This window comes from Achromobacter sp. ACM04, assembly GCF_014851465.1.
GTDB lineage: Bacteria > Pseudomonadota > Gammaproteobacteria > Burkholderiales > Burkholderiaceae_B > Achromobacter > Achromobacter aegrifaciens.
In genome coordinates this window covers 40,576-66,773 of the sequence record NZ_JACUZS010000004.1, presented here as the reverse complement: position 1 = coordinate 66,773, position 26,198 = coordinate 40,576, and the positions used below count along the sequence as shown (strand labels likewise).

The window sequence follows — 26,198 nt, the reverse complement described above, 5'->3', positions numbered from 1 at the left end:
GGTTGTCACTTGAAATCGTTCTTCCATTCACGAAGGGAGGCAAAAACCTCTACCGGCGTAGCGTGGCTGCGGCCGGCCCAGCGCTCTGCGGCGTGGACGACCTCAACTTCTTGCGTGCGCAAAAACGGATTGGCCGCGCGTTCCTGCCCGATGGTGGACGGAAGCGTGGGAAGACCTTCTGCTCGTAATTGCTGGGCCTGCTGGTGCCACTGTTGCAGGCTGCGGTTGGCCGGATCGACTGCCAAGGCCCAGCGCAAGTTCGCTAGAGTGTACTCGTGTGCGCAAAAAACCTGTGTATCTGGCGGTAAAACAGCAAATTTCCCTAAAGAATCATGAATTTGCGCCGGAGTGCCTTCGAAAAGACGGCCGCAGCCCCCCGCAAACAGGGTGTCGCCACAGAACAGAACCGGCTCCTGGCCGGCCGCCCGGCCGTAGTAGGCGATATGGCCGGCGGTGTGCCCGGGCACGTCCAGCACCGCCAGATCCAGGTCCAGTTCCGGGATCGCCACGCGGTCGCCCTGCGCCAGGCGCACGTCGCAGCGCGGCAGCTGTTCATGCGCGGGGCCGTATACGGTAATGCCCTCGATGCGGGACAATTCCGGTACGCCGCCCACATGGTCGCCATGATGGTGCGTGAGTAGAATGGCGCGCAGTCTCAAGCCGTTCTGGGCCAGCCATTGCAGCACCGGGCCGGCGTCGCCGGGATCGACCACGGCGGCTTCATCGCCGCGGACGATGGCCCAGATGTAGTTGTCGTTGAAGGCGGGTAGAGGCAAGACCGCGGCGTTGCGATCGCGGCCGCCTGTGGGGGCGGTCAAGGCTTGCATGGGATTCGAAGGAATAGAACGTGGCAGAAGATACTCCGCCGATTGTAGAACTGGCCGAATGGTTCCAGACGCCGCCGGGACAGTACGTACTGGCCTGGGAGCGGGCGCAGTTCGATGCGGCTGTCGCGGACGTGTTCGGATATTACGCCTGGCAGGTGGGCCTGGCGGAGATGAATCTGCTGCGCGCCAACCGCATGCCCTTCAAGGGCTACGTGGGCGCGGAGACCCCGTCCGCGGAAAGCGCGGCGGCCTGGCAGTCGCGGGTGGTGCTGGCCGAGCCCGAGGCCCTGCCGTTCGAATCCCAGAGCGTGGACCTGCTGATCCTGCCGCATGCCTTCGAGTGCGCGGACGATCCCCACAACGTGCTGCGCGAGGTCGAACGCGTGCTGGTGCCCGAAGGGCGGGTCGTGATCTCGGGCTTCAATCCCTGGAGCATGTGGGGCATGCGCACGCGCATGCCCGGCATGGAACCCTGGCTGCCGCAGCCGCCGTCATCCCAGGTGTCCTTGCCGCGCCTGAAGGACTGGTTCAAGCTGCTGTCGCTCGAGGTCGAGGCCAGCCACTTCGGCTGCTACGCCCCGGCCTGCCGCAGCGAAAAGTGGCTGCAGCGCTGGTCCTTCCTGGAGTCGGCGGGCGCCCGCTGGTGGAGCGTGGGCGGCGCGGTCTATCTGGTGTCGGCCGTCAAGCGGGTGGCCGGCATGCGTATCATTGGCCCGGCCTGGAAGAAGGCCAAGCCCAAACGCGCCCGCGCCGCGTCCGTGGTGGTCAACCGCCACGCGGACGACGGCTCCTGAGGCCCCAGTTCCGCGCCGCGGGGCCAATTTTTGGGACTTTTTTTAGCAAGGAATACCAAGCAGCACCATGCAGGACGACAAAGCGAACGAGCAGAAAGTGGAAATGTGGACCGACGGCGCCTGCAAGGGCAACCCCGGTCCGGGCGGCTGGGGCGTGCTGATGCGCGCCGGCAGCCATGAAAAGACCCTGCATGGCGGCGAACTCCAGACCACCAACAACCGGATGGAACTGCTGGCAGTCATCCAGGGCCTGCGCGCGCTCAAGCGCCCGTGCACGGTCATCATCCATACGGACTCCCAATATGTAATGAAGGGCATGACCGAGTGGCTCGCCAACTGGAAGCGGCGCGGCTGGATGACGGCCGACAAGAAGCCGGTCAAGAACGCCGAGCTGTGGCAGCTGCTGGACGAACAGGTGCAGCGCCATACCGTGTCCTGGCGCTGGGTCCGCGGCCACGCCGGCGATCCCGGCAACGAACGGGCAGACCAGTTGGCCAACATGGGCGTGGAATCGGCCCGCCGGGGCTGAGGGCATCGGGATATACCCTCAAATCCGCCCTCTGGGGCGGATTTAGTTCTTTCATCCGGCTTCAGGATTGTTCCAGTATGTAAATCCGGGTGCTAAAGTGCCAACCCTCATTCCAGTTCCTGCGGCGCAGTCCGCGTGGGGGCATGCCAGGCCCGCGCCGCAATACCGCCACATTCGCGCATGAAAAAAGCAGTACTGCTCGCCGCCGTAGCGGCAGGGTTGGCCGCGGGGGCCGCGCTCGGCGTTTTTGTGCCGCGCTGGCTCGCCTTCGGAACCGTCAGTCCACAACCCGGCGCCGTCGAGGCGCCCCTCGTGACGCGCGTTGCGCCCGTTCGGGTCGAAGTGGCCGCCGTTGAAGAGATTCCTTTCGCGCGCGGCATCTCGGCCGTGGGCAGCCTGCGCTCCGACGAGTCCGTGGTGCTGCGACCAGAGGTCGCGGGTCGCATCCAATCCATCGATTTCAAGGAAGGCCAGCCGGTCAAGCGCGGCGACGTGCTGATCCGGCTGGACGATTCCGTGCCGCGCGCCGAGCTGGCCCAGGCGCGCGCCAACCTGACGCTGGCGCAAAGCCACTACCGTCGCTCGGTGGAACTGCAGGGCAAGGGCTTCGTCAGCCAGCAGGCGCGCGACGAATCCGCCAGCACCCTGAAGGTGCAGGAAGCCGCCGTGGCGCTGGCGCAGGCGCGGCTGGACAAGATGACGATCTCGGCGCCGTTTGGCGGCATCGCGGGCCTGCGCAGCGTGTCGGTGGGCGACTACGTCAACCAGGGCCAGGACCTGGCCCCGCTGGAGGCGATCGATCCGCTCAAGGTGGATTTCCGCGTCCCTGAAATGTATTTGAGCAAGGTGGGCGTGGGCCAGCAATTGACGCTGCGCATGGACGCGCTGCCCGGCCAGGAGCGCCAGGGCGTGGTCTACGCGGTCAGCCCGCTGGTCGACGCGGGCGGACGCTCCATCCTGCTGCGCGCCACGGTCCCCAACAAGGATGCGGTGCTGCGTCCGGGCATGTTCGCCCGCGTGCAGCTGCAGTTCAACCAGGACAAGGCGCTGGTCGCGCCGGAAGCCGCGCTGTCGCCCTCGGGCGCGACGCAATACGTCTACCGCGTCAAGGATGGCGTGGCCGAGCGGCGCGAGGTCACCATCGGCGAGCGCCGCGAGGGCCGCGTCGAAATCCTGACCGGCGTGGCGGCGGGCGACCGGCTGGTGGTGTCGGGCCTGCAGCGTGTGACAGACGGCGCCGCGGTGACCGTCCTGGCCAACGGCGCGTGACGCCGGCTTTTTTCCCTATGTGGCGGTAGCGCAATGCGTATCTCGGAAACCTGCATCAAGCGGCCGGTGTTCGCATCGGTCCTGTCGCTGATCATCGTGCTGATCGGCCTGATTTCGTATTCGCGCCTGACCGTGCGCGAGTATCCGAAGATCGACGAGCCCATCGTGTCGGTGGACACCACCTACAAGGGCGCCTCGCCTGAGGTGATCGAATCGCAGGTGACCAAGCCGCTGGAAGACCAGCTGGCCGGCATCGAGGGCGTGGACGTGATGACCTCGCGCAGCCGCTCGGAACGCAGCCTCATCAACATCAAGTTCAACCTGTCCCGCAATCCGGACGCCGCGGCCGCGGAAGTCCGCGACAAGGTTTCGCGCGCCCGCCGCTTCCTGCCCGACGAGATCGACGAGCCCATCATCGGCAAGGTCGAGGCCGATTCCCAACCCATCATCTACATCGCGGTCGAGTCCGGTTCGTACTCCGCGATCCAGACCTCGGACTACATCAACCGCTACATCAAGACCCGCCTGTCGGTGCTGCCCGGCGCGGCCGAGGTGCGCGTCTTCGGCGAACGCCTGCCGTCCATGCGCATCTACGTGGACCGCGACAAGCTCGCCGCCTACGGCCTGACCGTGCAGGACGTGGAGGCCGCGCTGCGCAGCCAGAACGTCGAGATTCCGGCCGGCCGCATCGAGTCGCGCGCCCGCGAGTTCTCGGTGGTGTCTTCCACCGACCTGCAGACGCCGGCCCAGTTCGAGAACGTGATCGTCGCCAACGTCAAAGGCTATCCGGTCCGCATGCGCGACGTGGCCAATGTGGAGATCGCCGCCGCCAGCGACCGCGTGCTGTCGCGCTTCAATGGCAAGCCCGCCATCAACATCGGCGTGACGCGCCAGTCCACCGCCAACCCGCTGGAACTGTCCAAGGCGGCGCGCGAGGAAGTGGCGCGCCTGAACGAGAACCTGCCGGCCGGCATGAAGCTGAACATCGCGTATGACTCGTCGGTGTTCATCGAACGCTCCATCGACTCCGTGTTCCACACCATCGGCGAAGCCATCGTCCTGGTGGTGCTGGTGATCTTCTTCTTCCTGCGCAACCTGCGAGCAAGCATCATCCCCATCGTCACCATTCCGGTGTCGCTGGTGGGCGCCTGTGCGCTGATGTACCTGTTCGGTTTTTCCATCAACACGCTGACGCTGCTGGCCATGGTGCTGGCCATCGGCCTGGTGGTGGACGACGCGATCGTGGTGCTGGAGAACATCTTCCGCCACATCGAAGAGGGCATGCCGCGCAAGGAGGCCGCGCTGCGCGGTTCGCGCGAGATCGGCTTCGCGGTGGTCGCCATGACCATGACGCTGGTCACCGTGTACGCGCCGCTGGCTTTCGCCACGGGCCGCACCGGGCGGCTGTTCATCGAATTCGCGCTGGCGCTGGCCGGCGCCGTGCTGGTGTCCGGTTTCGTGGCGCTGACGCTTACGCCCATGATGTGTTCGGTGCTGCTGCGCCACCAGAGCAGCCACAGCCGCTGGTACAACCTGATCGAAGGCTGGCTCAACGGCATGAGCAACGGCTACCGGCGCGCGCTGGCGCTGGCCCTGCGCCACCGCTGGGTGGTAGTGGCCATCGGCCTGGCGGTCGCGGCCGCGAGCGGCGTGCTGTTCAAGGTCGTCAAGAGCGAGCTGGCGCCCATCGAGGATCGCGGCGTGGTGTTTGGCATCGTCAGCTCGCCTGAAGGAGCGACGCTGAACTACACGCTGGAAAGCATGCTGGGCATCGAAAAGTTCTACTCCGACATTCCGGAGGCCAGCGGCAGCCAGGTGACCGTGGGCTTCCCCACCGTGACGGACGGCACCGCCATCCTGCGCCTGAAACCCTGGGAAGAGCGCAGCCGCAAGCAGCAGGCCATCACGCAGCAGCTGCAGCCGCAATTCGCCTCGCTGCCCGGGGTGCGTGCGTTCCCGACCAATCCGCCGTCGCTGGGCCAGTCGGCGCGTTCCAAGCCGGTTGAGTTCATCATCATGAGCCAGGCGTCCTACGCCGAGCTGTCGCGCCTGACCGAGGTGTTCCTGGCCGAGCTGCGCAAGTATCCCGGCCTGATCAACCTGGATACCGACCTGCGCCTGAATACGCCCGAGCTGCGGGTGCGCGTGGACCGCGACAAGATGGCCGACGTGGGCGCCAATGTGGATACCGTGGGCCGCACCCTGGAATCCATGCTGGGCGGCCGCCAGGTCACGCGCTACAAGGACGAAGGCGAACAGTACGACGTGATCGTGCAGGTGACGCCGCGCGACCGCGCCAATCCCACCGATATCTCGGGCATCTACGTGCGGGCGCGCGACGGCAGCATGGTGCAGCTGGACAATCTGCTGGGCGTGCACGAGGGCGTGTCGCCGCAATCGCTGAACCACTTCAACCGCCTGCGCGCCGTGAAGATCGACGGCGCGGTGGCGCCCGGCTACGCGCTGGGCGAAGTCCTGACGCACATGCACCAGGTGGCGCGCGACGTGCTGCCCAACACCATCGTGACCGACCTGGATGGCCAATCGCGCGAGTTCCGCGATTCCTCCGGCAGCATCTATCTGGTCTTCGCCATGGCGCTGGCCTTCATCTACCTGGTGCTGGCCGCGCAGTTCGAAAGCTGGCGCAATCCCTTCATCATCATGCTGTCGGTCCCGCTGTCCATGACCGGCGCGCTGCTGGCGCTGTGGCTGACCGGCGGCACCTTGTCCATCTACAGCCAGATCGGCCTGATCACGTTGGTGGGGCTGATCACCAAGCACGGCATCCTGATCGTCGAATTCACCAACCAGCTGCGCGACGAGGGCAAGGAGTTGTTCGAGGCCGTGGTCGAAGCCAGCGTGCTGCGCCTGCGCCCCATCCTGATGACCACCGGCGCCATGGTGCTGGGCACCGTGCCGCTGGCCTTGTCCACGGGCGCGGGGGCGGAATCGCGCCAGCAGATCGGCTGGGTCCTGGTGGGCGGGCTGATGCTGGGTACACTACTGACCTTGTTCGTCGTGCCGGTGGCCTATACCTTGATCGCCACCGCACGCAAGAAACCCGGCCAGGCCGGCAGCGCAGCGCATCACCCGGACCCCGCTCCGGCGCCGCACGCGCAGCCCGCCGCGCCTGCCCAAGCGTCGGAATAAGTTATGCGCCAGATCATCTTTGACAGTGAAACCACCGGACTGGACCCTGCCCAGGGCCATCGCATCGTCGAGATCGGCTGCGTGGAAATGGTCAACCGGATGGCCACCGGCAACAACCTGCACATCTACCTGAACCCGGACCGCGACAGCGACCCCGAGGCCTTGGCCGTGCACGGCCTGACCACGGAGTTTCTGTCGGACAAGCCACGCTTCGCCGATGTCGCGGACGAATTCGTCAAGTTCATCCAGGGCGCCGAGCTGATCGCGCACAACGCCGCGTTCGACGTCAAGTTCTTCAACGCCGAACTCGCCAAGACCGGGCGCGGCGCGGTCACCGAGTACTGCGAGACGGTCACGGATTCGCTGTTGCATGCGCGTTCGCTGTTCCCGGGCAAGCGCAATTCGCTGGACGCGCTGTGCGACCGCTTCGGCATCTCCAACGCCCACCGCACCCTGCACGGCGCATTGCTGGACGCGCAGTTGCTGGCGGAAGTCTGGCTGGCCATGACCCGCGGCCAGGACGCGCTGCTGATCGACGTGGACGACAGCGCCAGCGGCGGCGGCAATGGCATCGAGCTGGCCCGCTTCGACGCTTCGGGCCTGCCCGTGATCAAGGCCAGCGAGGCGGAACTGGCCGAACACGAAAACTATCTCGCGGCCCTGGACAAGTCCGTGGGCGGGGAGTGCACCTGGCGCAAGATCGACGCGCCGGTGGCGGCCGCATAAAGTTTTTTCGAGGCGACTTGCACACGTCCAAAAAAACGTGCTAATATTTCGCCTCTTTCGGGGTGGTTAGCTCAGTGGTAGAGCACTGCCTTCACACGGCAGGGGTCACTGGTTCGAACCCAGTACTACCCACCAAAGACCCTTGGAAGATGACGTAAGCCCCAGGCTTATCGTTGTCGGCGTACCAAGGTTAAAAAAGACGCAAAGCAAAGAAAGCCAACCGCGAGGTTGGCTTTTTTGTTTTGTGCGCATCGAACATGATTCCGCCTTCAAGCCCGGACGCCTTGCCCATTGCGAGCAAGCCATTGCGCTGAACCGTCCCTTTCATTACGCTTAGCTTGATTTGACGCAAGCGGACTCTCATCGATTGAGCCGCGTCGCATGCAAGCCTGACTATCATGGATAACAAAGGCTTTGGCCCGTGGGGCCAGGCGTAGGCGAACAGGAGAAGGTCATGTCCGAGCACACCACTACCATGTTGATCATTATCGGCGCCGGGGTGGCGCTCATGCTGATCGGCTTCGGGCTGCGCGACCGCAATCTCGGCATGGGGCTGATGGGCATAGGCCTGATCACGGCCCTGGGCACGATCATCTACAAGGCCTACATCACCTTCTATTGACCGCTAGCCGCGGCCGGCCGGACTTCAGCCCTGCTGCGTCTTGCGCGCCGCGCGCGCCAGCAGCGTGTCCAGCTGGTTTGCGAAGGCCTTGCGGTCGGCCTGGCTGAATGCGGCCGGGCCGCCGGTATCCACGCCGCTGGCCCGCAACTCTTCCATCATGTCCCGCAGCGCCAGCCGCTCCCGGATCGTTTCCGGCGTATAGCGTTCGCCGCGCGGGTTCAGGGCCATTGCGCCTTTTTCCAGGACTTGCGCGGCCAGCGGGATGTCGCCGGTGATCACCAGGTCGCCCTCGGATGCGCGCTCGGCGATGTGGGCGTCGGCGACGTCGAAGCCGCGCGGCACCTGCACCGCGCGGATCAGCGGCGAGGGCGGGGTGTAGAGCATCTGGTTGGCCACCAGCGTCAGCGGCAGCTGCCAGCGCTGGGCGGCGCGGAACAGGATGTCCTTGATGACTGCGGGGCAGGCGTCCGCATCGACCCAGATGTGCATGCGCTTACTTGTCCAGCGCGTTTTGCAGCACTTCGGCCACGATGTCGTTGGTGGACACGCCGCGTTCGGCCGCCAGGGCGCGCAGCTTGTCGGCGTGGGCTTGCGACAGCTTCAGCGGGAACGGTACCAGGCCGGCGGCCTGGTCCAGCTTGCGCTGTTCGCGGCGGTCGGGCACTTGAGAGGCGGTGCCGAAGCGGTCCGGGGTGGAGGCTTGCTTGAGCTGGCCGGCCAGCTTCAGGGCCTGGTTTTTCTGCAGATCGAATTTATTCATGGAGATTCCTGGTAGGGAGCGCAATCATAAGCGCAACCGGCTTTATTGCGGCTTGGCCTGTTCAAGCTTGGCCAGCCCTTCCTGGGCGCCGTCGTGCAGCGGCACGGTCAGGCCGCGGCGGGCGGTCGCCAGGCCCACCTGAGCGCCCTGGGCCGAGCCCGCGGCCAGCAGGTCCTGCCCGGTCACATAGACCGCGCGCACGATCACCAGGGCCTCGTCCCGGGTCAGGTCCGCGGTGGTGAGCAGCAGAGCCGCCATGCCCACGGTGGGGATAGGCTCCGTCTGGTTGGGGTAGGTGCCGGCGGCGATGTCCAGCGGCATCAGCGCGTTGTCCTCGGCCCCGGTCAGCGTCTTGATGGCGGCAGGGTCCAGCGGCAGCAGCTTCAGTCGCGCCTGGGTCAGCGCATCGCGCAAGGGCGTGGCGGGCACGCCGATGACCTGGGCGGCGGCGTCGACCTTGCCGGAGTTCAGCGCAGGCAGGGACTCTGTGAAGGGCGTATCGGCCACGGTGTAGTCGCGGCCGGCTTGCAGGCCGTGCGCGGCCAGCACGGTTTCCAGCGTGGCGCGCACCGCCGAGCCTTCCGGTCCGAGGGCGATGGTCTTGCCCTTGAGATCGCGTACGCCGCGCAGGGCGGCGTCGTCGCGGACCACGATATGGACCAGTTCCGGATACAGGCTGCCCAGGGCGCGCAGACCGGTGAAAGGCCCCTGGCCGGCGAACGGCCCCTTGCCGTCATAGGCGAGCCGCGCCGTGTCGGCCTGGGCCAGCCCCACCACCGCGTCGCCGCTGCGCAACAGCGCGATGTTCTCGGCGCCGCCGCCCGTGATCAGCGGCGAGACCCGGATCTGCTGCTTGCGAGCGACGTCGCTCAGGGCGCGCGCGAACGCCACATACTCGCCGCGGTCCGGACCGCCGGCCAGCGGATAGCCCTGTTGCATGCGGGCCAGCCGGCCATTGATGCGCGCCACGGAGCGTTCCAGTTCCTGCTGCACTACGTGCTGCGCGGTGCTGGAGGCGCTGTAGGAAACCGAATGGGTGATCTGGTCCAGCGTGTCCAGCAGCTGGCGCGTGACGGGAGGCGGCGCGCCGGTGTCCAGGTTGGGCGCCTCGGCCGCCTTGAAGCCGGCCGGGGTCACCAGCTTCCAGGTGTCGCCTTCCTGGCGATAGATGGCGCTGGCGTGCGCGACGATGCGGTCGCCGGCCTGGTTGCCGCCGGATTTCACGCCGCTGATGCTGCGCGGACCTGCGCCCAGCAGCGTGACCAGCGCGGCGGCGCCGGGCTGGTCCCAGGCGCCCAGGGTGATGTTGCGCGCCAGGTCCAGTTCGACGTCGTAATAGACCACGCGGCGGGTTTCGCCCGCCGGGGCGCTGCTGTCCGAGGCCGAGCCCATGCGCTTGATCTCGGCGATGCGGAACAAATCCGCGCCGTAGGCGGTGGCCAGGCTGTGTTCCACGTCGGCGCGCAGGGCATCGGTGTCGGGCGCGCGGCCGCAGGCCGCCAGCAGCAGGCAGAAGCTCAGAATGACAAGACGTTTGAACATGGTCACATGCCTCCCACGAACGGCAAGGAGATCAGCGAGGTCAGCACGATCACGTTGAGGATGTCGACCAGGAAGGCGCCGGTGACCGGCACGACGATGAACGCTTCCGGCGCCGGGCCGTGGCGCCGCGTCAGCGCCTGCATATTGGCGATGGCGGTGGCGGTCGCGCCCAGCGCGAAGCCGCAGAAGGCGGCCGACATGATGGCTGCTTCGTAGTCGCGCTTGAGCATGCGGAACACGACCCAGGCGGCATACAGCGCGCACACCAGGGTCTGCACCGCCAGCATCAGGGCCAGCGGGCCGGCCAGGCGCGCCACGCTGGACAGGTCCAGCGTCATCATCGTCATGCCCAGGAACAGCGACAGCGAGATGGTGCCGATGATTTCGGTGGCGCGGTCGTCCAGCTTCAGACCCAGCTTTTCGCCGCCGTTGCGGATCAGTACGCCCGTGGCCAGGCACCACAGGAAATTCGGCAGGCTGACCGGGGCGTCCTCGACCAGGGCGGCCAGGTAGCCGCCGACCACCAGGCAGACCAGGGCGGCGGTCAGGGACACGATGTAGGAGCCTGCAGAGGACGCGGGTGCGTTTTCCGTCAGGTCCGCAGGCTCGTGGCCGTCGCCGGGCGCGTGGTCCAGGCTGCCGGCCAGCTTGTGGCGCCGCATCAGCCATTCGGCCACCGGCCCGCCCACCACGCCGCCCAGCACCAGCCCCAGGGTGGCGGCGGTCATCGCCAGCGCCATCACGTCCTGGATGTTGTTGAAGTCGGCGAAGCGCGTGGCATAGGCCGCGCCCGTGCCATGCCCGCCCACCAGCGTGATCGTGCCGCCCAAAAGGCCCATCAGCGGATGCATGTCCAGCAGCCAGGCCATGCCCAGCCCGACGGCGTTCTGCAGCACCAGGAACGGGATCAGGGCCAGCAGGAAGGCAATCAGCCTGGGGCCGCCCTTGGCCAGCAGCTTGAGGTTGGCGGTCAGGCCGATGCTGCCGAAGAACAGCAGCAGCAAGGTCGGCTTGATGCTGGTTTCCAGCGAGACGGACACGCCGCCCCAGGTCGCCAGCAGGTAGGCCAGTACGGCGAACAGGAGGCCGCCGACGATGGGGTCCGGAATGCTGTAGCGGGCGAGGAAGCCGATCCTGGTGGTGAGCACGCGTCCGATGACCAGGACGAGGCAGCATGCCAGCAGTGATTGAACGGGCGTAAGCGAGATCATAGGTACCTTTGCGCCCTGTCAGGGCACGGTGAACTTTCTGGCTGTTTGAACCCTGCCGCCTCTCACGGACTGAGGCTTATGTTACGTCCGCCGCGCGGGCGGTGTACATGGGGGCAGGGAGGCGGCGCGCGGCGCGAAGCCGGGCGGGCGGAAAGCCGCGGCGCAGGCAGCCGCGGCCGGGGCGGCTAGAGCGGAAATGCGCGCGACATGTATTGCGCGCGCGGCCCGTAGCCAGCCAGTTTTTCGGTCAGGTCGGCGCTGTCTGCGCTGACCGGCAGGTAGCCGTGGCGCTGCCAATAACCCACGGCGGATTCCAGTGACACCAGGCTCGCGCGGTGCAAGCCGCCCTCATGCGCGCTGCGGGCGGCGGCGCGCAGTAGCGCCTGGCCCACGCCCAGCCCTTGCGCCGAGGGCGCCACGGCGCAGTCGTGCAGGAACCAGTGGTCGGCCGCGGCCGGCAGCGTCGCGAGCGCGACGTCCAGGGCGGGCGGCAGTCCCGCATCCCAGGGATAGGAGATCAGGTAGCCCAGCAGCGCATCGGAGCTGGCCGCGGGCTGCGCCACCCAGCAGTGCGCGGGGGCGAGCGCCAGGCGATTCTGGAAGAAATCCGCGCTTTCCAGCAGGAAACCGGGGTAGGCCAGGGTCTGGAGAGCCAGGATGGCGTCCACGTCGCTGGCCCGCATGAGCCGGACTTGATATTGCATGACAACCTGCGAAAACAAAAAACTCGGGCGCATTTTACCGATGCACGGACGGCCTCAGGCTTTACAGGGCTTCACAAATTGGGGACACAGGTTCACGGGACTTTATTGTTTTCAGGGAGGGGCTCCCTAGAATTCGCCCTGGATTGCCGGATCGTCGGGCGCGCCGCATTTTATGAAAATTCAACGACACCCTTCGCATACTGCTCGCCATAGTCCTGCATTCCGAGTCTAGAGCCATGCACATCCAATTCCGGTCCGAATCCGCCGTCCCGCAAGTGTTGACCAAATCGTATCCTCTGGAAGCGGTATGGCCGGCGGCCGAGGCGCCCGTACCGTACGACGCCTGCGTGACTTGCGTGATTCCCTGCCTGAACGAATGCGAAAACCTGCGGGTCCTGCTGCCTTTGCTGCGCAACCGCCTGGAGGCGCTTTGCACCAGCTGGGAGATCATCGTGGCCGATGACGGCAGCACGGACGGCACGGAAGCGCTGATGGCCGAATGGACCGAACACGACGGTTTCCGCTACGTGCAGCTGTCGCGCAACTTCGGCAAGGAAGCCGCGATCAGCGCCGGCCTGGAAGCCGCCACCGGCAATGCCGTGATCTGCCTGGACGCCGATCTGCAGCATCCCCCTGCTTTGATCGAACAGATGCTGGCGCGCTGGGCCGCCGGCGCCGAAATGGTCTACGCGGTGCGCGAGACCCGCGCCGACGAATCCTGGGCCAAGCGCACCGGCGCGCGCTGGTTCTACAAGCTGTTGAGCGGCGCGCGCGGCGTGGATGTGCCGGCGCACGCGGGCGACTTCCGCCTGATGGACCGCAGCGTGGTGGACGCGCTGATCGCGCTGCCCGAACGCACCCGTTTCATGAAGGGCTTGTACGCCTGGGTCGGCTTCAAGGGCGAGGCCCTGGCCTATACCCCCGAGGAACGCATGCACGGCGACAGCCGCTTCGGCAGCATGCGCTTATTCCGGCTGGCGCTGGATGGCCTGACCGCCTTCACCACCTGGCCGCTGCGTCTGGTCAGCCTGGTCGGCGTGGCCTTCGCCATGCTGGCGCTGAGCTACGCGGCCTATCTGGTCGGCGAGTACCTGTTCTTCGGCAACCAGGTCTCCGGTTGGACGACCATCGTGACGGCGGTGCTGTTCTTTGCCGGCGTAAATTTGATTTCCTTGGGCGTGGTGGGCGAGTACGTGTCCCGCATCTTCGATGAAGTGAAGGGACGGCCGCTCTTCGTCGTGCGCCGCCGGCAGGGCCAGGCTTCCCGGCCGGGCAAAGGCCTGGGCTGACATGTCCGCCACGACTTTCTGGCGGCGTTCCGACTGGACCCCGCCGGCAGGACGCTTCCTGCTTGCGATAGGCGCGTGGCTTGCCTTCCTGGCCTGGATCAGGCCCCTGACCCTGCCCGATGAAGGGCGCTATGCAGGCGTGGCCTGGGACATGCTGCGCAGCGGCTCGCATGCGGTGCCCTTGCTGGACGGCATGCCGTACTTCCACAAGCCGCCGCTCTATTACTGGCTGACCGAGCTGTCCTTCTCGGTGTTTGGCGTGCATCCCTGGGCGGCGCGGGTGCCTTCCTGGTTGGCCGCGTGGGGCGCCGTGGCGGCCCTGTATTGCTTCGTGCGGCGCTACCGAGATACCGAGACCGCCGCATTGACGGTGCTGGTCCTCGCCACCATGCCGTTCTTCTATGGCGGCGCGCAGTTCGCAAATCTGGACATGCTGGTTGCCGGCCTGATCACGCTGTGCGTGCTGGCCGCCGTGGACACGGCGCTGCGCGTCGAGCGCGGGCAGGCATGGCGCGCGATGGCGGTGGCGGCCGGCGTGCTGGCGGCGTTGGCGGTCTTGGCCAAGGGCTTGATCGGCCTGGCGCTGCCGGGCGCGATCCTGCTGGTCTGGCTGCTGTGGGAGCGGCGCTGGCGCGGCCTGGCCGCGCTGTGCTGGCCGCCCGCGCTGCTGGCGTTCATCGCCGTGGCGGCGCCGTGGTTCTTGCTGATGCAGCTGCGCTATCCCGGTTTTTACGACTACTTCTTCGTCTATCAGCATTTCCAGCGTTTCGCGGCCAGCGGCTTCAACAATGCGCAGCCGTTCTGGTTTTATCTGCCGGTGATTGTCGGGCTCAGCCTGCCCTGGTCGCTGTGGGGCGGCGGCATATTGCGCCAGGCGTTCTGGGTGGGCCCTACGCGCAGCCTGCGGCGCCTGGCTTTGGTGTGGTTTGCCGTCGTGCTCGTGTTTTTTTCGCTGCCGCAGTCCAAGCTCGTGGGCTATGTCCTGCCGGCGCTGGCGCCGCTGGCTTTTCTGCTGGCTGAAGTGATCCAGGGGGCCAGGCGCGCCGATGCCGAGGGTGCTACTCGCCTGGTGCGCCTGAGCGCGGTCCTGGCGGCGGGCATCTGCGTCACCGCGGTGGGCATTGCGGCGAACAACGCGCGCGGCAGCGCGGAGCCGCTGGCCAGGGTGGTGCGGGAACAGGCGCGGCCGGACGATACGTTCGTCTCGCTGCACACCTATCCCTTCGATCTGGCGCTCTACGCAAGGGCGGCGCGTCCTGCGTGGGTGGTGGACGACTGGCGCAACACGGAGGTCCCCGTGCGCGATAACTGGCGCAAGGAGTTGTACGACGCCGCCCAGTTCGATCCCGAGACGGGCGGAGAGGTATTGCTCAGTCCCGCGGAGTTCACCGCGCGTCTGTGCCAGGCGGAGCAAGGCGCGCGTTTCTGGGTGTGGGGCACTGCGGCCGACAACCCCACCTATCCGCCGCTGCAGGGGCTGGCGCCAGTGGTGAGCAGCGTGAAGTACGTGATGTGGCGCGTCGACGTGGATGCGGCGTTCAGGCAGCGGGTTTGTGGCGGAATGCCCAGAACCGGCTGACGATGAAAGTCGCCACGGCAAGCCCGAGCAGGATCAGCGCCAGCAGGATGTCGTAGCGGATGGCAGTGTTGTGCAGTAGCCAGGCGTAGGTGGCTTCGTTGATGAGAAAGCCTGCGGCTGACACAAAGAAGAAACGGCGCGCTGCTACCGTCCAGGGAGTTTTGGAATGTCGGAATGTAAGCCGGTAATGGCCGGCGAAGGACACCGCGAAGGCGATCAGCCAGCCCACGAGGTTGGCGGCCAGGGGCGGCAGGCGGAAGAGTTCGACGCAACCCACGGCGACAGCCCAATGGGTGGCTGCGGCCGCGCATCCGACAGCAATGAAAGTGCTTACTTGTTGCAGCAGGGCGCGCATGAAAGCCGTGAAGATAAGGAAGTCAGAGGTATAGCGATGAGCAAACGTATCGTTGTCTGCGGGGACGATTTTGGCATGAATGCCGACATCGATGAAGGCATGATTGCGCTGGCCGGCATGGGCCGCCTGAGCGCGGTCAGCTGCCTCGCGCTGGGCCCTTCGTTTGCGGTCAATGCGAGGCGGCTGGCGCCGCTGAACGTGGATATCGGCCTGCATGTGAACTTCACCGAATCGCTCATGCCCGGCGCCGAGCCCATGCCGACGCTGAGCCGGCTGATCCTCAATGCCTACACGGGCAGGCTGGACGGAGAGTGGATCGAGGCGCAGCTGGAGCGTCAGTTCGACGCCTTCGAGGCCGCGTTCGGCCGCGCGCCCGACTATGTCGACGGTCACCAGCACGTGCATCAACTGCCCGGCATTCGCGAGCGCCTGCTGCAACTGCTCAAGCGCCGTTACGGCGCCCGTATGCCATGGCTGCGCCAGACGGCGCCGGGCATGCAGTTCGGCATTCCCATGAAGGAGGCCATCAAGGCGCGTGTCATCGGCGCGCTGGGCGCCGCGGCGTTGGCGCGCCAAGCGCGCCAGGATGGCATGCGCACCAACCGCCGGCTGCTGGGCGTCTATGGTTTCGCAGGCGGCAAGCGTCGCTATGCGGATCTGCTGCAGAACTGGCTGTTCAATGCGCGCGACTGCGACCTGCTCATGTGCCATCCGGCCATGGGCAACCAGGACGGCTGCGCCATGTCACGCCAGCGCCGCGCGGAATTCGACGTGCTGGCCAGCCCCAAGCTGGGCGACTGGCTCAACGCCAACGGGGTGCATATCTCGCGCTTGCCGGCCACGGCGCGCTGATCGGCTGCAAGGTCGTTGCGGCGCGGGCTGGCTCTAGCCGCCCGTCAGGCTCTGCAGCAGCCAGGCGCCCGCAGGTCCCAGCGCGCGCCGCCGTGACCAGACCGCATCGACGCGGATGTGGCGCGGCCAGCCCGGCGACTTCAACTCCACCAGCTGATCCTGGCCGAAGCGCTGGATCATCCAGCGCGGCAGCTCGGTCCAGCCGAATCCGCGGCTGGCCATTTCCAGCAGCATCAGATAGCCGGGCGCCGACCAGGTCGCATAGGCAGGCTCGGCGTCCTTGTCGCCCAGCTCGTAAGTGCTCAGGCGTAGCGCGCGTTCGGACTTCAGCTGGTCTTGCGTGACCTGCGGCAGCTGGGCCAGCGGATGCCCGCGGCCCACGCACAGGACGATCTCAGACAGCTCCGCCAGCGTCGCGTGCGCCACGTCGGGCGGGTAGCTGTCCTGGGCGGCCATCAGTCCCAGGTGCGCGCGGCCCTGCTGCACCAGCGCCACCACGTCCTCGTATTCCGCGATCAGGCATTCGAAGCGCAGCGCTGGATAGCGCTGGTCGATCTGGCTGAGCATGGTGTCGAAGGTCTCGGACTGGAAAGTGTCGGACAGCACCACCGTCAGCCGGGGCTCCAGGCCCTCGGCCAGCTGGCTGGCGCTGCGGTTCAGCCGATCATTGGCAGCCAGCACTTGCAGGGCCTGGCCCAGCAGGACCTGGCCGGCCTCGGTCAGCGCGGGCTGGCGCTGGCTGCGGTCGAACAATGTCACGTTCAGGTCCACTTCCAGGTTGGCGATGGTTTCACTAACCGTGGACTGGCTTTTCCCGAGCTTGCGGGCGGCAGCCGAAAACGTGCCTTCGGAGGCGACCTGGGCGAACGCCGCCAGGGATTCCAGGGAGTGGCGCATGGGTGGGATGTCCGGTGTTATCGGTTTTTCCGATGAAAACTATCTTTATGGTAACGGAAATATCGTCGAGAATCCCTGCCACTGAGTATCAACCGACCGCAGGTGGGTCATGACGCAAGCCAAGAAATCCATTAAAGAACGTTTCCTCCACGCCTTTCTGTTCGAAATCATCGCCATCGGCCTGTGCGCCCCGGCGGCCGCCTGGGCCATGGGCAAGTCCCTGTTCGAAATGGGCGTGCTGACGGCAGTGATCGCCTGGATCGCGCTGGTCTGGAACATGATCTACAACGCCGGCTTTGACCGCATCGAGAACCGCATGGGCTGGACCCGCACGCTGCGGCTGCGCGTGGTGCATGCCTTCGGCTTCGAGCTGGGCCTGATCCTGATCGTGATCCCGCTGGCGGCCTGGTGGCTAGACATCAGCCTGTGGCAGGCCTTTGTGCTGGATATCGCGCTGGTGCTGTTCTATCTGCCCTACGCCTTCCTCTACAACCTGGCCTATGACCGCTCGCGGCCACGGGTCCTGCAGTGGCTGGCCCGCCGCAAAGGGCAGGCCGCGCCGGCCGTCACGCGTCAATCACCTTGCGCGTGAACATCTCCAGGTAGTCCATCAGCGAGTCCGCGCCCTTGATGGCCGCGGACTCGTTGCCGGTGGCGATGCCCTCGGCCATCAGCATGTGGCGGCGAGCGCCCTCGGCGATGTCGCCCTCGTGCTGGTAGGCGTACCAGAAGCGGCGGCACTGGATGATCAAAGGGGCCACCGCATTCACGGCCGAGGCGTTGCGGCAGGCCTGGTGGCAGACGTGGTCCAGCATCTGGTCGGCATGCATGTAGTTGTCGAGATTGCCGCCTTCCGCCGCCTGGATCATCTGCGCCGCGCAATCCACGATCTGGCTGCGCTGCGCCGGGGTGGCGCGGCGCGCGGCGCTGGCCGCGATCAGCTGCTCCAGCGCCCGGCGGGTCTGGATCAGGTCCATGTGGTCCGCCAGCTGGATCATGGACACCCGCAGGCCGCGCCGCGGTTCCTGGCGTATCAGCCCGGCGGCCACCATGCGCAGCAGCGCCTCGCGCAGCGGCGTGCGTCCCAGGCCGGTCATTTCCACCAGATCCGCTTCCACGACCGCGCTGCCCGGCTGCAATTGCAGCGTGGCGATCATGCTTTCGATCTGGTCGTAGGCGACATCGGCGGCGCGCCGTTTGGATTCTGCTGCTGCCATCAACTGTTGTTTTCCTTCGTTTTGCGCCACTGCGTGTAGGCCAGCCATTCGCCGACGAATCCGCGCCGGAAGAACGACACGCACAACACGAAAATCAGTCCGATGACGATGGTGACGATGTCGCCCAGGGTGGCAAGATAGTTCTGCAAGCTGACGACCAGCGTCGCGCCCACCACCGGCCCCCATACCGTGCCGATGCCGCCCAGGAGCGTCATCAGCAGCACCTCGGTGGAGGTGGCGAGCGAAACGTCGTTCAATGCAACCAGCTGGAGCACCAGCGCCTTCAGCGAACCGGCCAGGCCGGCCACCGAGGCCGACAGCACGAAGGCCAGCAGCTTGCACCGGTCTGTATCGTAACCTAGCGATATGGCGCGCGGCGCGTTGTCCCGGATGGTCTTGAGCACCTGGCCGAAGGGCGAATGGATCACCCGGTAGACGAACAGAAAGCCCAGCACGAAGACCCCAAGCGTGAAGTAATACATGTTGGCGTCCACGCTCAGGTCCACCAGGCCCAGGAACTTTCCGCGCGGGATGCCCTGCATGCCGTCCTCGCCGCGCGTCCAGCCCACCTGCACCGCCATGAAGTACGCCACCTGCGACAGCGCCAGCGTGATCATCGCGAAATAGATGCCGGTGCGCCGGATCGCCAGCCAGCCGATGGCCCAGCCGATGGCCGCGGCCATGGCCACGCCGCAAGCGATGGCGATTTCGGGCGGCAGGCCGCGGGCGCCGAACAGGATCATCATTTCGCCGGCCGCGTAGCCGGCCCAGCCGAAGAAGGCGGCATGGCCGAACGACACCAGGCCGGTAAAACCGGTCAGCAGGTTGAAGGCCAGCGCGAACAGCGCAAAGCACAGCACCTTCATGACGAACACGGGATAGACGATCTGCGGGAAAAGCGGCACCAGCAGGGCCGGCACCAGCAGCAGCGCCAGGATGCGGATCGAGGAGGGTATGCGCTGCACCTTATTTCTCCTTGCCGAACAGGCCGGCGGGGCGCGTCAGCAGAACGATCGCCATGACGATGAAGACGACCACCGTCGAGGCTTCGGGATAGAACACTTTGGTCAGCCCTTCCAGCAGGCCCAGCGTCAGCCCGGTGACGATGGCGCCCATGATGGAGCCCAGCCCGCCGATCACGACCACGGCGAACACGATGTTCAACAGGTTCGAGCCCATCAGCGGGTTGATCTGCATGACGGGTGCGGCCAGCACCCCGGCCACGCCGGCCAGCGCCACGCCGAAGCCGTAGGTCAGGGTGATCATCACTGGCACGTTCACGCCGAAAGCCTGCAGCAGCCTGGGGTTCTCGGTGCCGGCGCGCAGCATGGCGCCCAGGCGGGTGCGTTCGAACAGATACCAGGTGGCCAGGCACAGCACCAGGGACGCCACCACCACGAACGCGCGATAGGCCGGCAGGAACATGAAGCCCAGGTCGAAGCCGCCCTGCAGAACCTCGGGCGGCTCATAGCCCACCCCTGAAATGCCGTAGAAGTAGCGAAAGCCGCCTTCCATCATCAGCGCGATGCCGAAGGTCAGCAAGAGGCCGTACAGGTGGTCCAGGTGGTACAGGCGCTTGAGCAGCGTCTTCTCGATCACGACCCCCACCAGCCCCACCAGCAGGGGAGCCAGGATCAGCGCGGCCCAGAAGTTGATCTGCACGCCCGGCCCAAGCAACTGCGGCAGCTGGGTGAAGCCGATCCAGGCAAGGAACGCCGCCATCATGAACTGGGCGCCGTGCGTGAAATTGACGATGTTGAGCAGGCCGAAGATGATGGCCAGCCCCATGCTGAGGATGGCGTAGAAGCAGCCGTTGATCAGACCCACCAGCAGTTGGGCGAGCAAGGCGGAAAGCGAGATGTCGAACATGGTAGGCGGCGGGCGGAAAGGTGTCGCGTCGATTTCCGGGAAGCGCGCGGCGGTGCGCCGCGGCCATGGCAGCCGGCGCCGCACGCTGTGCGTGCGGCGCGTGGCGGCATCAGGTCTTGTTCAACGAGCACGCGGCCTGGGGCTTGGGGAACACGTCCTCGCCCTTGAGCACCGACTTCACGTTGTAGTAGTCCCACGGCGCCTTGGACTCCTTGGGCGTCTTGACCTGCAGCAGCAGCATGTCGTGCACCAGCGCGCCGTCGGCGCGCAGCTTGCCGTTGCGGATCACGGCGTCGTTGATGGTCATTTCGCGCAGCTTGGCCATCACGGCGGGTGCGTCGTCGGTGCCGGCGGCTTCGATCGCCTTCAGGTACGACAGCGTGGCCGAATACACGCCGGCCTGCGAGGCGGTCGGCATCTTCTTGGCCTTTTCAAAGAACTTCTGGGCCCAGGCGCGCGAAGCGTCGTCATAGTCCCAATAGAAGGCTTCGGTCAGGTACATGCCCTGCGCCTTGGCCAGGCCCATGCTGTGCACGTCCGAGATGTAGGTGAGCAGCGGCGCCACGATCTGCTTCTTGTTGATGCCGAACTCGTTGGCCTGCTTGACCGCGTTGACCGTGTCGTTGCCGGCGTTGGCCAGCGCGATCACGTCGGCCTTGGAGGCCTGCGCCTTCAGCAGGAACGAAGAGAAGTCGTTGCCGGGAAAGGGATGGCGCGACACGCCCACCACATTGCCGCCGTTCTCCTGGATGACTTCGGTGCCGTCCTTTTCGAGCGAGTGGCCGAAGGTGTAGTCGGCGGTGATGAAGTACCAGCTCTTCTTGCCTTCCTTGACCAGCGCGCGCGCGGTGCCGGCGGCCAGGGCGTAGGTGTTGGTGGTCCATTGGGCGTTCAACGGCGAGCACTTTTCGCCCAGGATCGCGGTGGACAGGCCCGCCGACGGCATGGTCACGCGGTTCTTCTGCTTGGCGATTTCCATCACCGCCAGCGCGGTGGACGCGGTGGGGAAGTCGGTGATCATGTCGACCTTGCCCTGGTCGAACCATTCGCGGGCCAGGTTGGCCGCGACGTCGGGCTTGTTCTGGTGGTCGGCGGAAACCACTTCCACCGGCTTGCCCAGCACCTTGTTGCCCATTTCCTCGGCGGCCATGCGGGCCGCGATCACGGAGCCGTTGCCGGCCAGGTCGGAATAGACGCCGGACAGGTCGGTCAGGACGCCGATCTTGACCACGTCATCGCTGACCTTGGTCTGGGCCTGGGCGGCGCCGATCATGCCGATGGCGAACAGCGCTGCTGAGATTCGATTCAATTTCATCTGACTACGCTCCGTGTAGGAAGGGGACTGCGGTCGGAAGGAATGCGTCTGGAAAACTCAAATGCCGAGCAGGGCGTTCAACCTGTCCTGCGATTGCTGGACTTCGGCGCGGTCTATCACCGCCACCACCTGGCCGTGCTCGATGACGTAATGGCGGTCGGCCAGGTGCTGGGCAAAGCGGAAGTTCTGCTCGACCAGCACGGTGGTGTAGCCGCGCTCTTTCAATTGCCGGATCACGCGGCCCAGGGACTGCACGATGACGGGGGCCAGGCCTTCCGTGATTTCATCCAGCAATAGCAGGCGGGCGCCGGTGCGCAGGATGCGCGCCATCGCCAGCATCTGCTGTTCGCCGCCCGACAGGCGCGTGCCGGGGCTGTGCGCGCGTTCTTTCAGGTTGGGGAACATGTCGTAGATCTCTGCCACCGACATGCCGTCCGGCCCTACCGAGGGCAGCAGCATGAGGTTTTCCTCGGCGGTCAAGGATGCATAGATGCCACGCTCTTCAGGGCAATAGCCGATGCCGCGGCGCGCGATCTTATGGGGCGGCAGGCCGACGGTCTCCTGGCCCTGGATCCTGATCGAGCCGCTGCGCCGGCCCACCAGGCCCAGGATGGACTTCAGCGTGGAGCTGCGGCCCGCGCCGTTCCTGCCCAGCAGGGTCACGCATTCGCCGGGCTTCACGTCCAGATCGATGCCGTGCAGGATGTGCGATTCGCCGTACCAGGCGTGCAGGTTGCGGATCTCCAGCATGCTGGAGGCTGCGGCGGCTTCATTCATCTTCGGCTCCCATGTACGCTTCGCGCACCGCCGGGTTTTCCGATACGGTCGCGTAGGGGCCTTCGGCCAGGATCTCGCCCCGCTGCAGCACGGTGATGGTGTCGGAGATGTCCGCCACCACTTTCATGTTGTGTTCGACCATGAGGATGGTGCGGCCCGCGCTGACCTGCTTGATCAGATGCTTGACCCGGTCCACGTCCTCGTGGCCCATGCCTTGCGTCGGTTCGTCCAGCAGCAGCAGCTCGGGTTCGAGCGCCAGGGTGGTCGCGATTTCCAGCGTGCGCTTGCGGCCATAGGGCAGGTCGCCCGCGGCCACGTCCAGGTGCGTGCGCAGGCCGACCTGATCCAGCAGTTCCTCGACGCGGTGGTGCAGGCTTTCCAGCGTGCGTTCCGACCGCCAGAAGCAATAGTCCACGCCCAGCTTGCGCTGCAGGGCCACGCGCACGTTCTCGCGCACCGACAGCTGCGGAAAGACGGCGGAAATCTGGAACGAACGCACGATGCCGCGGCGCGCGGTCTGCGCGGGGCGTTCCTGCGTGATGTCCACGCCGTCGTACAGGATCTCGCCGCGCGTCGGGATGTGGAACTTGGTCAGCAGATTGAAGAAGGTGGTCTTGCCCGCGCCGTTGGGGCCGATGAGCGCGTGGATGGCGCCGCGGCGCACGCTCATGTCGACGTTGTTGACGGCCACGAAGCCGCGGAATTCCTTGCTCAGGCCCCGTGTCTGAAGAATGATGTCGCTTTGCATGATGTCCGTTGGGCTTGCTGGGGACAGGCCCTGGCGCGTCGCGGTCCCGCCACGCGCCAGGAGGTTCGTGCTTCTTCCGGAGCCCGGCCTTACTTCGACTGGTACTGCGCGGGGCGCTTGGCCAGAGAGGCCTGGATGATGGCGGCGCAGCGTTCGCGTTCGGCGCCGGCCAGCGGCAGGCGCGGGCGGCGCACGTGCTCATTGCCCACGCCGGCCAGGGTCTCGGCCAGCTTGATGTTCTGCACCAGCTTGGTCGAGACATCCAGGTGCAACAGCGGCGTGAACCACTGGTACAGCGCCAGCGCTTCCTGCCACTTGCCGGCCTTCATCAGGTCGTACAGGGCCACGGTTTCGCGCGGGAAGGCGGTGACCAGCCCGGCGAGCAGGCCGTCCGCGCCCAGCGCCAGCGCCTCGAACGACAGGTCGTCCACGCCGATGAACAGCTGATAGCGCGTGCCTAGCGCGTTGCGCAGGTCGGTCAGGCGGCGCACGTCGTCGCTGCTTTCCTTGATGGCGACCAGCCACTTGCAGTCGGCCAGTTCGGCCATGTGCTCGGGCTTGAGATCCACGCGGTACGCGACGGGGTTGTTGTAGATCATGCAGGGCTTCTGCGCGGCCTCGGCCATCGTGCGGATGCTCTGCATCGCTTCGCGCGAGTCCGCCACGTAGATCAGCGAGGGCATCAGCATGAAGCCGTCCACGCCCAGTTCCACGGCGGCCTTGATGAAGCGCAGCGCTTCGCGGGTACTGGTCTCGGACACGTTGGCCAGGACCGGAATGCGGCCGGCGCTGACTTCCACCGCGCAGCGCGTCACTTCCAGCTTTTCTTCCAGGGTCAGGGTGCTGGCTTCGCCCAGCGAACCGCAGGTGACCAGGCCGTGTACGCCGTTGTCGATCAGGAAGCCGAAGTGCTTGCGCATCGCCTCGAAGTCGAGGGTCTCGTCGGCATGGAACTTACTCGTTACGGCAGGGAAGACGCCCTGCCAATGCACGTTACTCAACTGGCTTCTCCTCAAGATGCCGTCGCTTCAATGGCGGAGCGGCGAGCAGGTGCAAAGTCTAATATCTGATAAATATATTTAGAAGATATTTTGATTCGGGGATTTCCCGGGGCGGGTCAACCCGGGGGGATTTCCCAAGAGGGCATTGCTTTCGGCGTGGGGCCAGCGCGGCGCGTGTCTTTCCGCGGGGCGGGTCACGAAAGGGAAGCGCGCTAAGGAGGCATGGGCAGGCAGTCCGAGCCTGCCGCGTCGACGCGGATGGCTGTCAGCCCGCCTTGCGCGGATACGCGCGGCTCGCGTCCTGCATGAAAGTCTTCACCGCGGTTTCATACTGCGCGCCGCTGCGGAAGGCGCCGGAATGCGAGGCGCCTTCGATCTTGACCAGGCGCTTGAGCTCGGGCGCGACGTTGCTGGCGGCGGCGTAGAGCTCGTCGCTCATGGTGTGCGGCACCACGCGGTCGGCGGTGCCGTGCATGAACAGCATGGGCGTGTGCATGCGCGCAAGCTTTTCCACCGAGGCGAACGGCTGCGTGACCAGCAGGCTGGCGCCGGGCACCTTGCCCCAGCGCAGCGTGGCAAGCATCGCGCCGATGCTGGTGAAGCTGGATTCCACGATCAGGCCGGCGAACGCCGGTTGTTCGGGGCGCGCGGCCAGGTCGATCGCGATCGCGCCGCCCAGGCTGTGGCCGTAGATGAAACGGCGCGCCGGATCGGGCTGGATGCGGGCCAGCTCCTTCAACCCGGCCATTGCGTCTTCCAGCGCGCTTTCCTCGGACGGCAGGCGCGGGGTCGAGGCGCCGAAGCCGCGGTAGTCGATAGCCAGCACGGAATAGCCCATGCGCGTCCAGCCGTCGATGCGGAAGGCGCTGCCGTTCAGGTTCCAGCGTGCGCCATGCAGGTACAGCACGGTGGGCGCGCCGGCTTGGGGACTTTGCCAGTACCAGGCGCGCACCTTGTCGCCACCGGCCAGCGTCAGGTCGTAAACCTGGGTGCCGGCGGCGGGTTCGCGCCACCATGTTTGCGGTTCGGACTGGGGGGAGAAAATGGTCTGCCGCTGCCAGGAATCGAGCTGGGTGCAGCCGACGACGCTGGCGCCGGCCAAGAGGGCAACGGCGAACAGGCGGCGGGGAGAGAGGCGGGGGAAGGCTGGCATGGATTATCTGACCCGGGCGAGGCGGCTGGGTTCCGGCATCAGCATACTTCGGGATGGACTTCGCGGGTCAGGGCCAGCCAGGCCTGGGCGGCATGCGACAGGTAACCGCCGCGCCGCCACACCTGCACCATCTCCCAGTCCGTGCCGGCATCGCGCAGCGGCACCCGCGCCACGCCGGCGTGCAGCTCTTCGCGGGCCTTCAGGCGCGGCAGGAAGGCCACCCCCAGGCCGGCCGCCACCAGCGCCGCGATGAAATCGATCTGGCCGCTGCGCGCGGCAACGGCAGGGGCGAAGCCGGCGCGCTGGCAGGCGTCGTGGATGATGCGGTTCAGGGCGAAGCCCGTCTCGAACAGAATGAAAGGCGTGTCCCGCAAGTCGCTCAGCCCGACGGTTTCAGCATGCGCCTTGGGGTGGTCGGCCGGCATCAGCGCCACCAGCGGCTCGCGCGCCACGGGCTGCCATTCGAAGATGTCGGGCACCGGTTTGAGCGAGGCGGCCAGTTCGATCTCGCCGGCCATCACCATTTCCTCCAGCCGGCGGCTGCCGTGTTCCACCAGACTGATTTCAATCTGCGGATAGCGGCTGCGAAAGCGCGCAAACATGGGTGCGAACAGCGTGCTGCTGCCCAGCGGCGGCAGGCCCAGGCGCAGCACGCCGCGCTTGAGCCCCTTCAGTTCGTCCAGCTCGGCGTGCAGATCGTCGCGCTGCGCCAGCATGGCGACGGCTCGGCGGTAGACGATTTCGCCGGCGGCGGTCAACCGCGGCGGCTGGGCGTGGCGGTCCAGCAACGGCATGCCCAGTTCGTCTTCCAGCTGCCGCACCGCTTTGCTCACGGTGGGCTGGGTCGCGAAGATGGTCTTGGCGGCCTGGGAGAAACCGCCCTGGCGGACCACTTCGACCAAGGCGCGCAGGGGACGCAGTTCCATGTTTATGCCTTATTGGAATGGCCTGAATTCAATGAATTCATTTTATCTATGGGCGGCGCAGGCGTAAAACATCTGCTTGCCGCAGG

28 protein-coding genes and 1 tRNA gene are annotated in these 26,198 nt (G+C 66.2%); 11 read left to right on the top strand and 18 right to left on the bottom strand.

Translation table 11 applies throughout. From position 1 onward, the window contains the following. Nucleotides 1-5: 5 nt before the first annotated feature. The gene (gloB, locus tag IB259_RS22230; RefSeq protein WP_192330126.1) at nucleotides 6-827 is read right to left on the bottom strand and encodes a hydroxyacylglutathione hydrolase; all 822 of its coding nucleotides are present in this window, start codon (nucleotides 825-827) and stop codon (nucleotides 6-8) included. A 20-nt stretch (nucleotides 828-847) separates the two neighbouring features. Between gloB and IB259_RS22225 the strand changes: the two genes are divergently transcribed. The 6 genes from IB259_RS22225 to IB259_RS22200 all read left to right on the top strand — a co-directional run bounded on the left by IB259_RS22225 (nucleotide 848) and on the right by IB259_RS22200 (nucleotide 7,430). Beyond that, nucleotides 848-1,621 (top strand): methyltransferase domain-containing protein, encoded by a 774-nt coding sequence (locus IB259_RS22225; RefSeq protein WP_192330124.1) that lies wholly within the window; start codon nucleotides 848-850, stop codon nucleotides 1,619-1,621. A 67-nt stretch (nucleotides 1,622-1,688) separates the two neighbouring features. After that, complete coding sequence (gene rnhA / locus IB259_RS22220; RefSeq protein ID WP_054458443.1) at nucleotides 1,689-2,150, top strand: ribonuclease HI; 462 nt, start codon at nucleotides 1,689-1,691, stop codon at nucleotides 2,148-2,150. Between the two features lie 180 nt (nucleotides 2,151-2,330). After that, complete coding sequence (locus IB259_RS22215) at nucleotides 2,331-3,419, top strand: efflux RND transporter periplasmic adaptor subunit (RefSeq protein WP_054458445.1); 1,089 nt, start codon at nucleotides 2,331-2,333, stop codon at nucleotides 3,417-3,419. 33 nt (nucleotides 3,420-3,452) lie between these two features. After that, nucleotides 3,453-6,569: an efflux RND transporter permease subunit gene (locus IB259_RS22210; RefSeq protein WP_119450688.1), complete on the top strand. Its 3,117-nt coding sequence runs from the start codon at nucleotides 3,453-3,455 to the stop codon at nucleotides 6,567-6,569. A gap of 3 nt (nucleotides 6,570-6,572) precedes the next feature. After that, a complete protein-coding gene (gene dnaQ, locus IB259_RS22205) occupies nucleotides 6,573-7,295 on the top strand; it encodes a DNA polymerase III subunit epsilon (RefSeq protein WP_054458449.1) in 723 nt (240 codons plus the stop codon). A 60-nt stretch (nucleotides 7,296-7,355) separates the two neighbouring features. Then, nucleotides 7,356-7,430, top strand: a tRNA-Val gene (locus IB259_RS22200). Nucleotides 7,431-7,485: 55 nt separating this feature from the next. Here IB259_RS22200 and IB259_RS22195 read toward each other — a convergent pair. Beyond that, nucleotides 7,486-7,647 carry a hypothetical protein gene (locus IB259_RS22195; protein ID WP_156337472.1) on the bottom strand — a complete coding sequence of 54 codons (162 nt, stop codon included), beginning with the start codon at nucleotides 7,645-7,647 and terminating at the stop codon, nucleotides 7,486-7,488. A gap of 102 nt (nucleotides 7,648-7,749) precedes the next feature. Between IB259_RS22195 and IB259_RS22190 the strand changes: the two genes are divergently transcribed. Further along, the gene (locus IB259_RS22190; protein WP_042796365.1) at nucleotides 7,750-7,917 is read left to right on the top strand and encodes a hypothetical protein; all 168 of its coding nucleotides are present in this window, start codon (nucleotides 7,750-7,752) and stop codon (nucleotides 7,915-7,917) included. A 24-nt stretch (nucleotides 7,918-7,941) separates the two neighbouring features. Here the strand turns inward: IB259_RS22190 and IB259_RS22185 are convergent, their stop codons facing one another. The 5 genes from IB259_RS22185 to IB259_RS22165 form a co-directional block, all read right to left on the bottom strand. Further along, nucleotides 7,942-8,406 carry a YaiI/YqxD family protein gene (locus IB259_RS22185; protein ID WP_054458451.1) on the bottom strand — a complete coding sequence of 155 codons (465 nt, stop codon included), beginning with the start codon at nucleotides 8,404-8,406 and terminating at the stop codon, nucleotides 7,942-7,944. Nucleotides 8,407-8,410: 4 nt separating this feature from the next. Next, the gene (locus tag IB259_RS22180) at nucleotides 8,411-8,677 is read right to left on the bottom strand and encodes a hypothetical protein (protein WP_054458453.1); all 267 of its coding nucleotides are present in this window, start codon (nucleotides 8,675-8,677) and stop codon (nucleotides 8,411-8,413) included. Between the two features lie 42 nt (nucleotides 8,678-8,719). Next, the gene (locus IB259_RS22175) at nucleotides 8,720-10,225 is read right to left on the bottom strand and encodes a TAXI family TRAP transporter solute-binding subunit (protein WP_192330122.1); all 1,506 of its coding nucleotides are present in this window, start codon (nucleotides 10,223-10,225) and stop codon (nucleotides 8,720-8,722) included. Next, nucleotides 10,222-11,430, bottom strand: coding sequence for a sodium/glutamate symporter (gene gltS, locus IB259_RS22170; RefSeq protein ID WP_054458457.1), 1,209 nt, complete (start codon nucleotides 11,428-11,430; stop codon nucleotides 10,222-10,224). The genes IB259_RS22175 and gltS overlap by 4 nt, the downstream gene beginning before the upstream one ends. 185 nt (nucleotides 11,431-11,615) lie before the next feature. Beyond that, complete coding sequence (locus IB259_RS22165; RefSeq protein ID WP_175213178.1) at nucleotides 11,616-12,113, bottom strand: GNAT family N-acetyltransferase; 498 nt, start codon at nucleotides 12,111-12,113, stop codon at nucleotides 11,616-11,618. 257 nt (nucleotides 12,114-12,370) lie between these two features. Between IB259_RS22165 and IB259_RS22160 the strand changes: the two genes are divergently transcribed. Both IB259_RS22160 and IB259_RS22155 read left to right on the top strand, forming a co-directional pair. Next, nucleotides 12,371-13,423: a glycosyltransferase family 2 protein gene (locus tag IB259_RS22160; RefSeq protein WP_119450685.1), complete on the top strand. Its 1,053-nt coding sequence runs from the start codon at nucleotides 12,371-12,373 to the stop codon at nucleotides 13,421-13,423. 1 nt (nucleotide 13,424) lies between these two features. Continuing rightward, nucleotides 13,425-15,002 carry a glycosyltransferase family 39 protein gene (locus tag IB259_RS22155; protein ID WP_192330120.1) on the top strand — a complete coding sequence of 526 codons (1,578 nt, stop codon included), beginning with the start codon at nucleotides 13,425-13,427 and terminating at the stop codon, nucleotides 15,000-15,002. Here the strand turns inward: IB259_RS22155 and IB259_RS22150 are convergent. Then, on the bottom strand, nucleotides 14,962-15,357 hold the full coding sequence (locus IB259_RS22150) for a GtrA family protein (RefSeq protein ID WP_082401333.1): 396 nt from the start codon (nucleotides 15,355-15,357) through the stop codon (nucleotides 14,962-14,964). The two genes, IB259_RS22155 and IB259_RS22150, sit on opposite strands and share 41 nt — an antisense overlap. A 36-nt stretch (nucleotides 15,358-15,393) precedes the next feature. Here IB259_RS22150 and IB259_RS22145 point away from each other — a divergent pair, with 36 nt between their 5' ends. Further along, nucleotides 15,394-16,209, top strand: coding sequence for a ChbG/HpnK family deacetylase (locus IB259_RS22145; protein ID WP_054458462.1), 816 nt, complete (start codon nucleotides 15,394-15,396; stop codon nucleotides 16,207-16,209). A gap of 33 nt (nucleotides 16,210-16,242) precedes the next feature. Here the strand turns inward: IB259_RS22145 and IB259_RS22140 are convergent, their stop codons facing one another. Then, entirely contained in the window at nucleotides 16,243-17,106 is an 864-nt protein-coding gene (locus IB259_RS22140) for a LysR family transcriptional regulator (protein WP_054458464.1), read from the bottom strand. Between the two features lie 109 nt (nucleotides 17,107-17,215). Between IB259_RS22140 and IB259_RS22135 the strand changes: the two genes are divergently transcribed. After that, nucleotides 17,216-17,698, top strand: coding sequence for a multidrug/biocide efflux PACE transporter (locus IB259_RS22135; protein ID WP_054458466.1), 483 nt, complete (start codon nucleotides 17,216-17,218; stop codon nucleotides 17,696-17,698). Here IB259_RS22135 and IB259_RS22130 read toward each other — a convergent pair. The 9 genes from IB259_RS22130 to IB259_RS22090 all read right to left on the bottom strand — a co-directional run bounded on the left by IB259_RS22130 (nucleotide 17,673) and on the right by IB259_RS22090 (nucleotide 26,112). Then, a complete protein-coding gene (locus tag IB259_RS22130; RefSeq protein WP_054458468.1) occupies nucleotides 17,673-18,323 on the bottom strand; it encodes a GntR family transcriptional regulator in 651 nt (216 codons plus the stop codon). The genes IB259_RS22135 and IB259_RS22130 overlap by 26 nt on opposite strands. Next, nucleotides 18,323-19,288, bottom strand: a complete 966-nt coding sequence (locus IB259_RS22125; protein ID WP_125472389.1) for a branched-chain amino acid ABC transporter permease — start codon at nucleotides 19,286-19,288, stop codon at nucleotides 18,323-18,325. The genes IB259_RS22130 and IB259_RS22125 overlap by 1 nt, the downstream gene beginning before the upstream one ends. A gap of 1 nt (nucleotide 19,289) precedes the next feature. Then, nucleotides 19,290-20,192 (bottom strand): branched-chain amino acid ABC transporter permease, encoded by a 903-nt coding sequence (locus IB259_RS22120; protein WP_054458471.1) that lies wholly within the window; start codon nucleotides 20,190-20,192, stop codon nucleotides 19,290-19,292. A gap of 109 nt (nucleotides 20,193-20,301) precedes the next feature. After that, nucleotides 20,302-21,507 (bottom strand): ABC transporter substrate-binding protein, encoded by a 1,206-nt coding sequence (locus IB259_RS22115; RefSeq protein ID WP_054458472.1) that lies wholly within the window; start codon nucleotides 21,505-21,507, stop codon nucleotides 20,302-20,304. A gap of 57 nt (nucleotides 21,508-21,564) precedes the next feature. Then, nucleotides 21,565-22,284 (bottom strand): ABC transporter ATP-binding protein, encoded by a 720-nt coding sequence (locus IB259_RS22110; RefSeq protein WP_054458474.1) that lies wholly within the window; start codon nucleotides 22,282-22,284, stop codon nucleotides 21,565-21,567. Beyond that, nucleotides 22,277-23,032, bottom strand: a complete 756-nt coding sequence (locus IB259_RS22105; protein ID WP_082401334.1) for an ABC transporter ATP-binding protein — start codon at nucleotides 23,030-23,032, stop codon at nucleotides 22,277-22,279. The genes IB259_RS22110 and IB259_RS22105 overlap by 8 nt, the downstream gene beginning before the upstream one ends. Nucleotides 23,033-23,121: 89 nt before the next feature. Beyond that, nucleotides 23,122-24,033, bottom strand: a complete 912-nt coding sequence (locus IB259_RS22100; RefSeq protein WP_175161276.1) for a dihydrodipicolinate synthase family protein — start codon at nucleotides 24,031-24,033, stop codon at nucleotides 23,122-23,124. A 265-nt stretch (nucleotides 24,034-24,298) separates the two neighbouring features. Next, nucleotides 24,299-25,186, bottom strand: coding sequence for an alpha/beta hydrolase (locus tag IB259_RS22095; RefSeq protein ID WP_119450679.1), 888 nt, complete (start codon nucleotides 25,184-25,186; stop codon nucleotides 24,299-24,301). Between the two features lie 38 nt (nucleotides 25,187-25,224). Then, nucleotides 25,225-26,112, bottom strand: a complete 888-nt coding sequence (locus IB259_RS22090; RefSeq protein ID WP_054458482.1) for a LysR family transcriptional regulator — start codon at nucleotides 26,110-26,112, stop codon at nucleotides 25,225-25,227. Nucleotides 26,113-26,198 lie beyond the last annotated feature (86 nt).

Bases quoted from the DNA above. Each gene is read 5' to 3' on its own strand.
- gloB (WP_192330126.1), bottom strand. From the start codon at position 827: ATGCAAGCCTTGACCGCCCCCACAGGCGGCCGCGATCGCAACGCCGCG.
- rnhA (WP_054458443.1), top strand. From the start codon at position 1,689: ATGCAGGACGACAAAGCGAACGAGCAGAAAGTGGAAATGTGGACCGAC.
- IB259_RS22215 (WP_054458445.1), top strand. From the start codon at position 2,331: ATGAAAAAAGCAGTACTGCTCGCCGCCGTAGCGGCAGGGTTGGCCGCG.
- IB259_RS22210 (WP_119450688.1), top strand. From the start codon at position 3,453: ATGCGTATCTCGGAAACCTGCATCAAGCGGCCGGTGTTCGCATCGGTC.
- dnaQ (WP_054458449.1), top strand. From the start codon at position 6,573: ATGCGCCAGATCATCTTTGACAGTGAAACCACCGGACTGGACCCTGCC.
- IB259_RS22190 (WP_042796365.1), top strand. From the start codon at position 7,750: ATGTCCGAGCACACCACTACCATGTTGATCATTATCGGCGCCGGGGTG.
- IB259_RS22185 (WP_054458451.1), bottom strand. From the start codon at position 8,406: ATGCACATCTGGGTCGATGCGGACGCCTGCCCCGCAGTCATCAAGGAC.
- IB259_RS22180 (WP_054458453.1), bottom strand. From the start codon at position 8,677: ATGAATAAATTCGATCTGCAGAAAAACCAGGCCCTGAAGCTGGCCGGC.
- gltS (WP_054458457.1), bottom strand. From the start codon at position 11,430: ATGATCTCGCTTACGCCCGTTCAATCACTGCTGGCATGCTGCCTCGTC.
- IB259_RS22165 (WP_175213178.1), bottom strand. From the start codon at position 12,113: ATGCGGGCCAGCGACGTGGACGCCATCCTGGCTCTCCAGACCCTGGCC.
- IB259_RS22160 (WP_119450685.1), top strand. From the start codon at position 12,371: ATGCACATCCAATTCCGGTCCGAATCCGCCGTCCCGCAAGTGTTGACC.
- IB259_RS22155 (WP_192330120.1), top strand. From the start codon at position 13,425: ATGTCCGCCACGACTTTCTGGCGGCGTTCCGACTGGACCCCGCCGGCA.
- IB259_RS22150 (WP_082401333.1), bottom strand. From the start codon at position 15,357: ATGCGCGCCCTGCTGCAACAAGTAAGCACTTTCATTGCTGTCGGATGC.
- IB259_RS22145 (WP_054458462.1), top strand. From the start codon at position 15,394: ATGAGCAAACGTATCGTTGTCTGCGGGGACGATTTTGGCATGAATGCC.
- IB259_RS22140 (WP_054458464.1), bottom strand. From the start codon at position 17,106: ATGCGCCACTCCCTGGAATCCCTGGCGGCGTTCGCCCAGGTCGCCTCC.
- IB259_RS22135 (WP_054458466.1), top strand. From the start codon at position 17,216: ATGACGCAAGCCAAGAAATCCATTAAAGAACGTTTCCTCCACGCCTTT.
- IB259_RS22130 (WP_054458468.1), bottom strand. From the start codon at position 18,323: ATGGCAGCAGCAGAATCCAAACGGCGCGCCGCCGATGTCGCCTACGAC.
- IB259_RS22120 (WP_054458471.1), bottom strand. From the start codon at position 20,192: ATGTTCGACATCTCGCTTTCCGCCTTGCTCGCCCAACTGCTGGTGGGT.
- IB259_RS22115 (WP_054458472.1), bottom strand. From the start codon at position 21,507: ATGAAATTGAATCGAATCTCAGCAGCGCTGTTCGCCATCGGCATGATC.
- IB259_RS22110 (WP_054458474.1), bottom strand. From the start codon at position 22,284: ATGAATGAAGCCGCCGCAGCCTCCAGCATGCTGGAGATCCGCAACCTG.
- IB259_RS22105 (WP_082401334.1), bottom strand. From the start codon at position 23,032: ATGCAAAGCGACATCATTCTTCAGACACGGGGCCTGAGCAAGGAATTC.
- IB259_RS22095 (WP_119450679.1), bottom strand. From the start codon at position 25,186: ATGCCAGCCTTCCCCCGCCTCTCTCCCCGCCGCCTGTTCGCCGTTGCC.
- IB259_RS22090 (WP_054458482.1), bottom strand. From the start codon at position 26,112: ATGGAACTGCGTCCCCTGCGCGCCTTGGTCGAAGTGGTCCGCCAGGGC.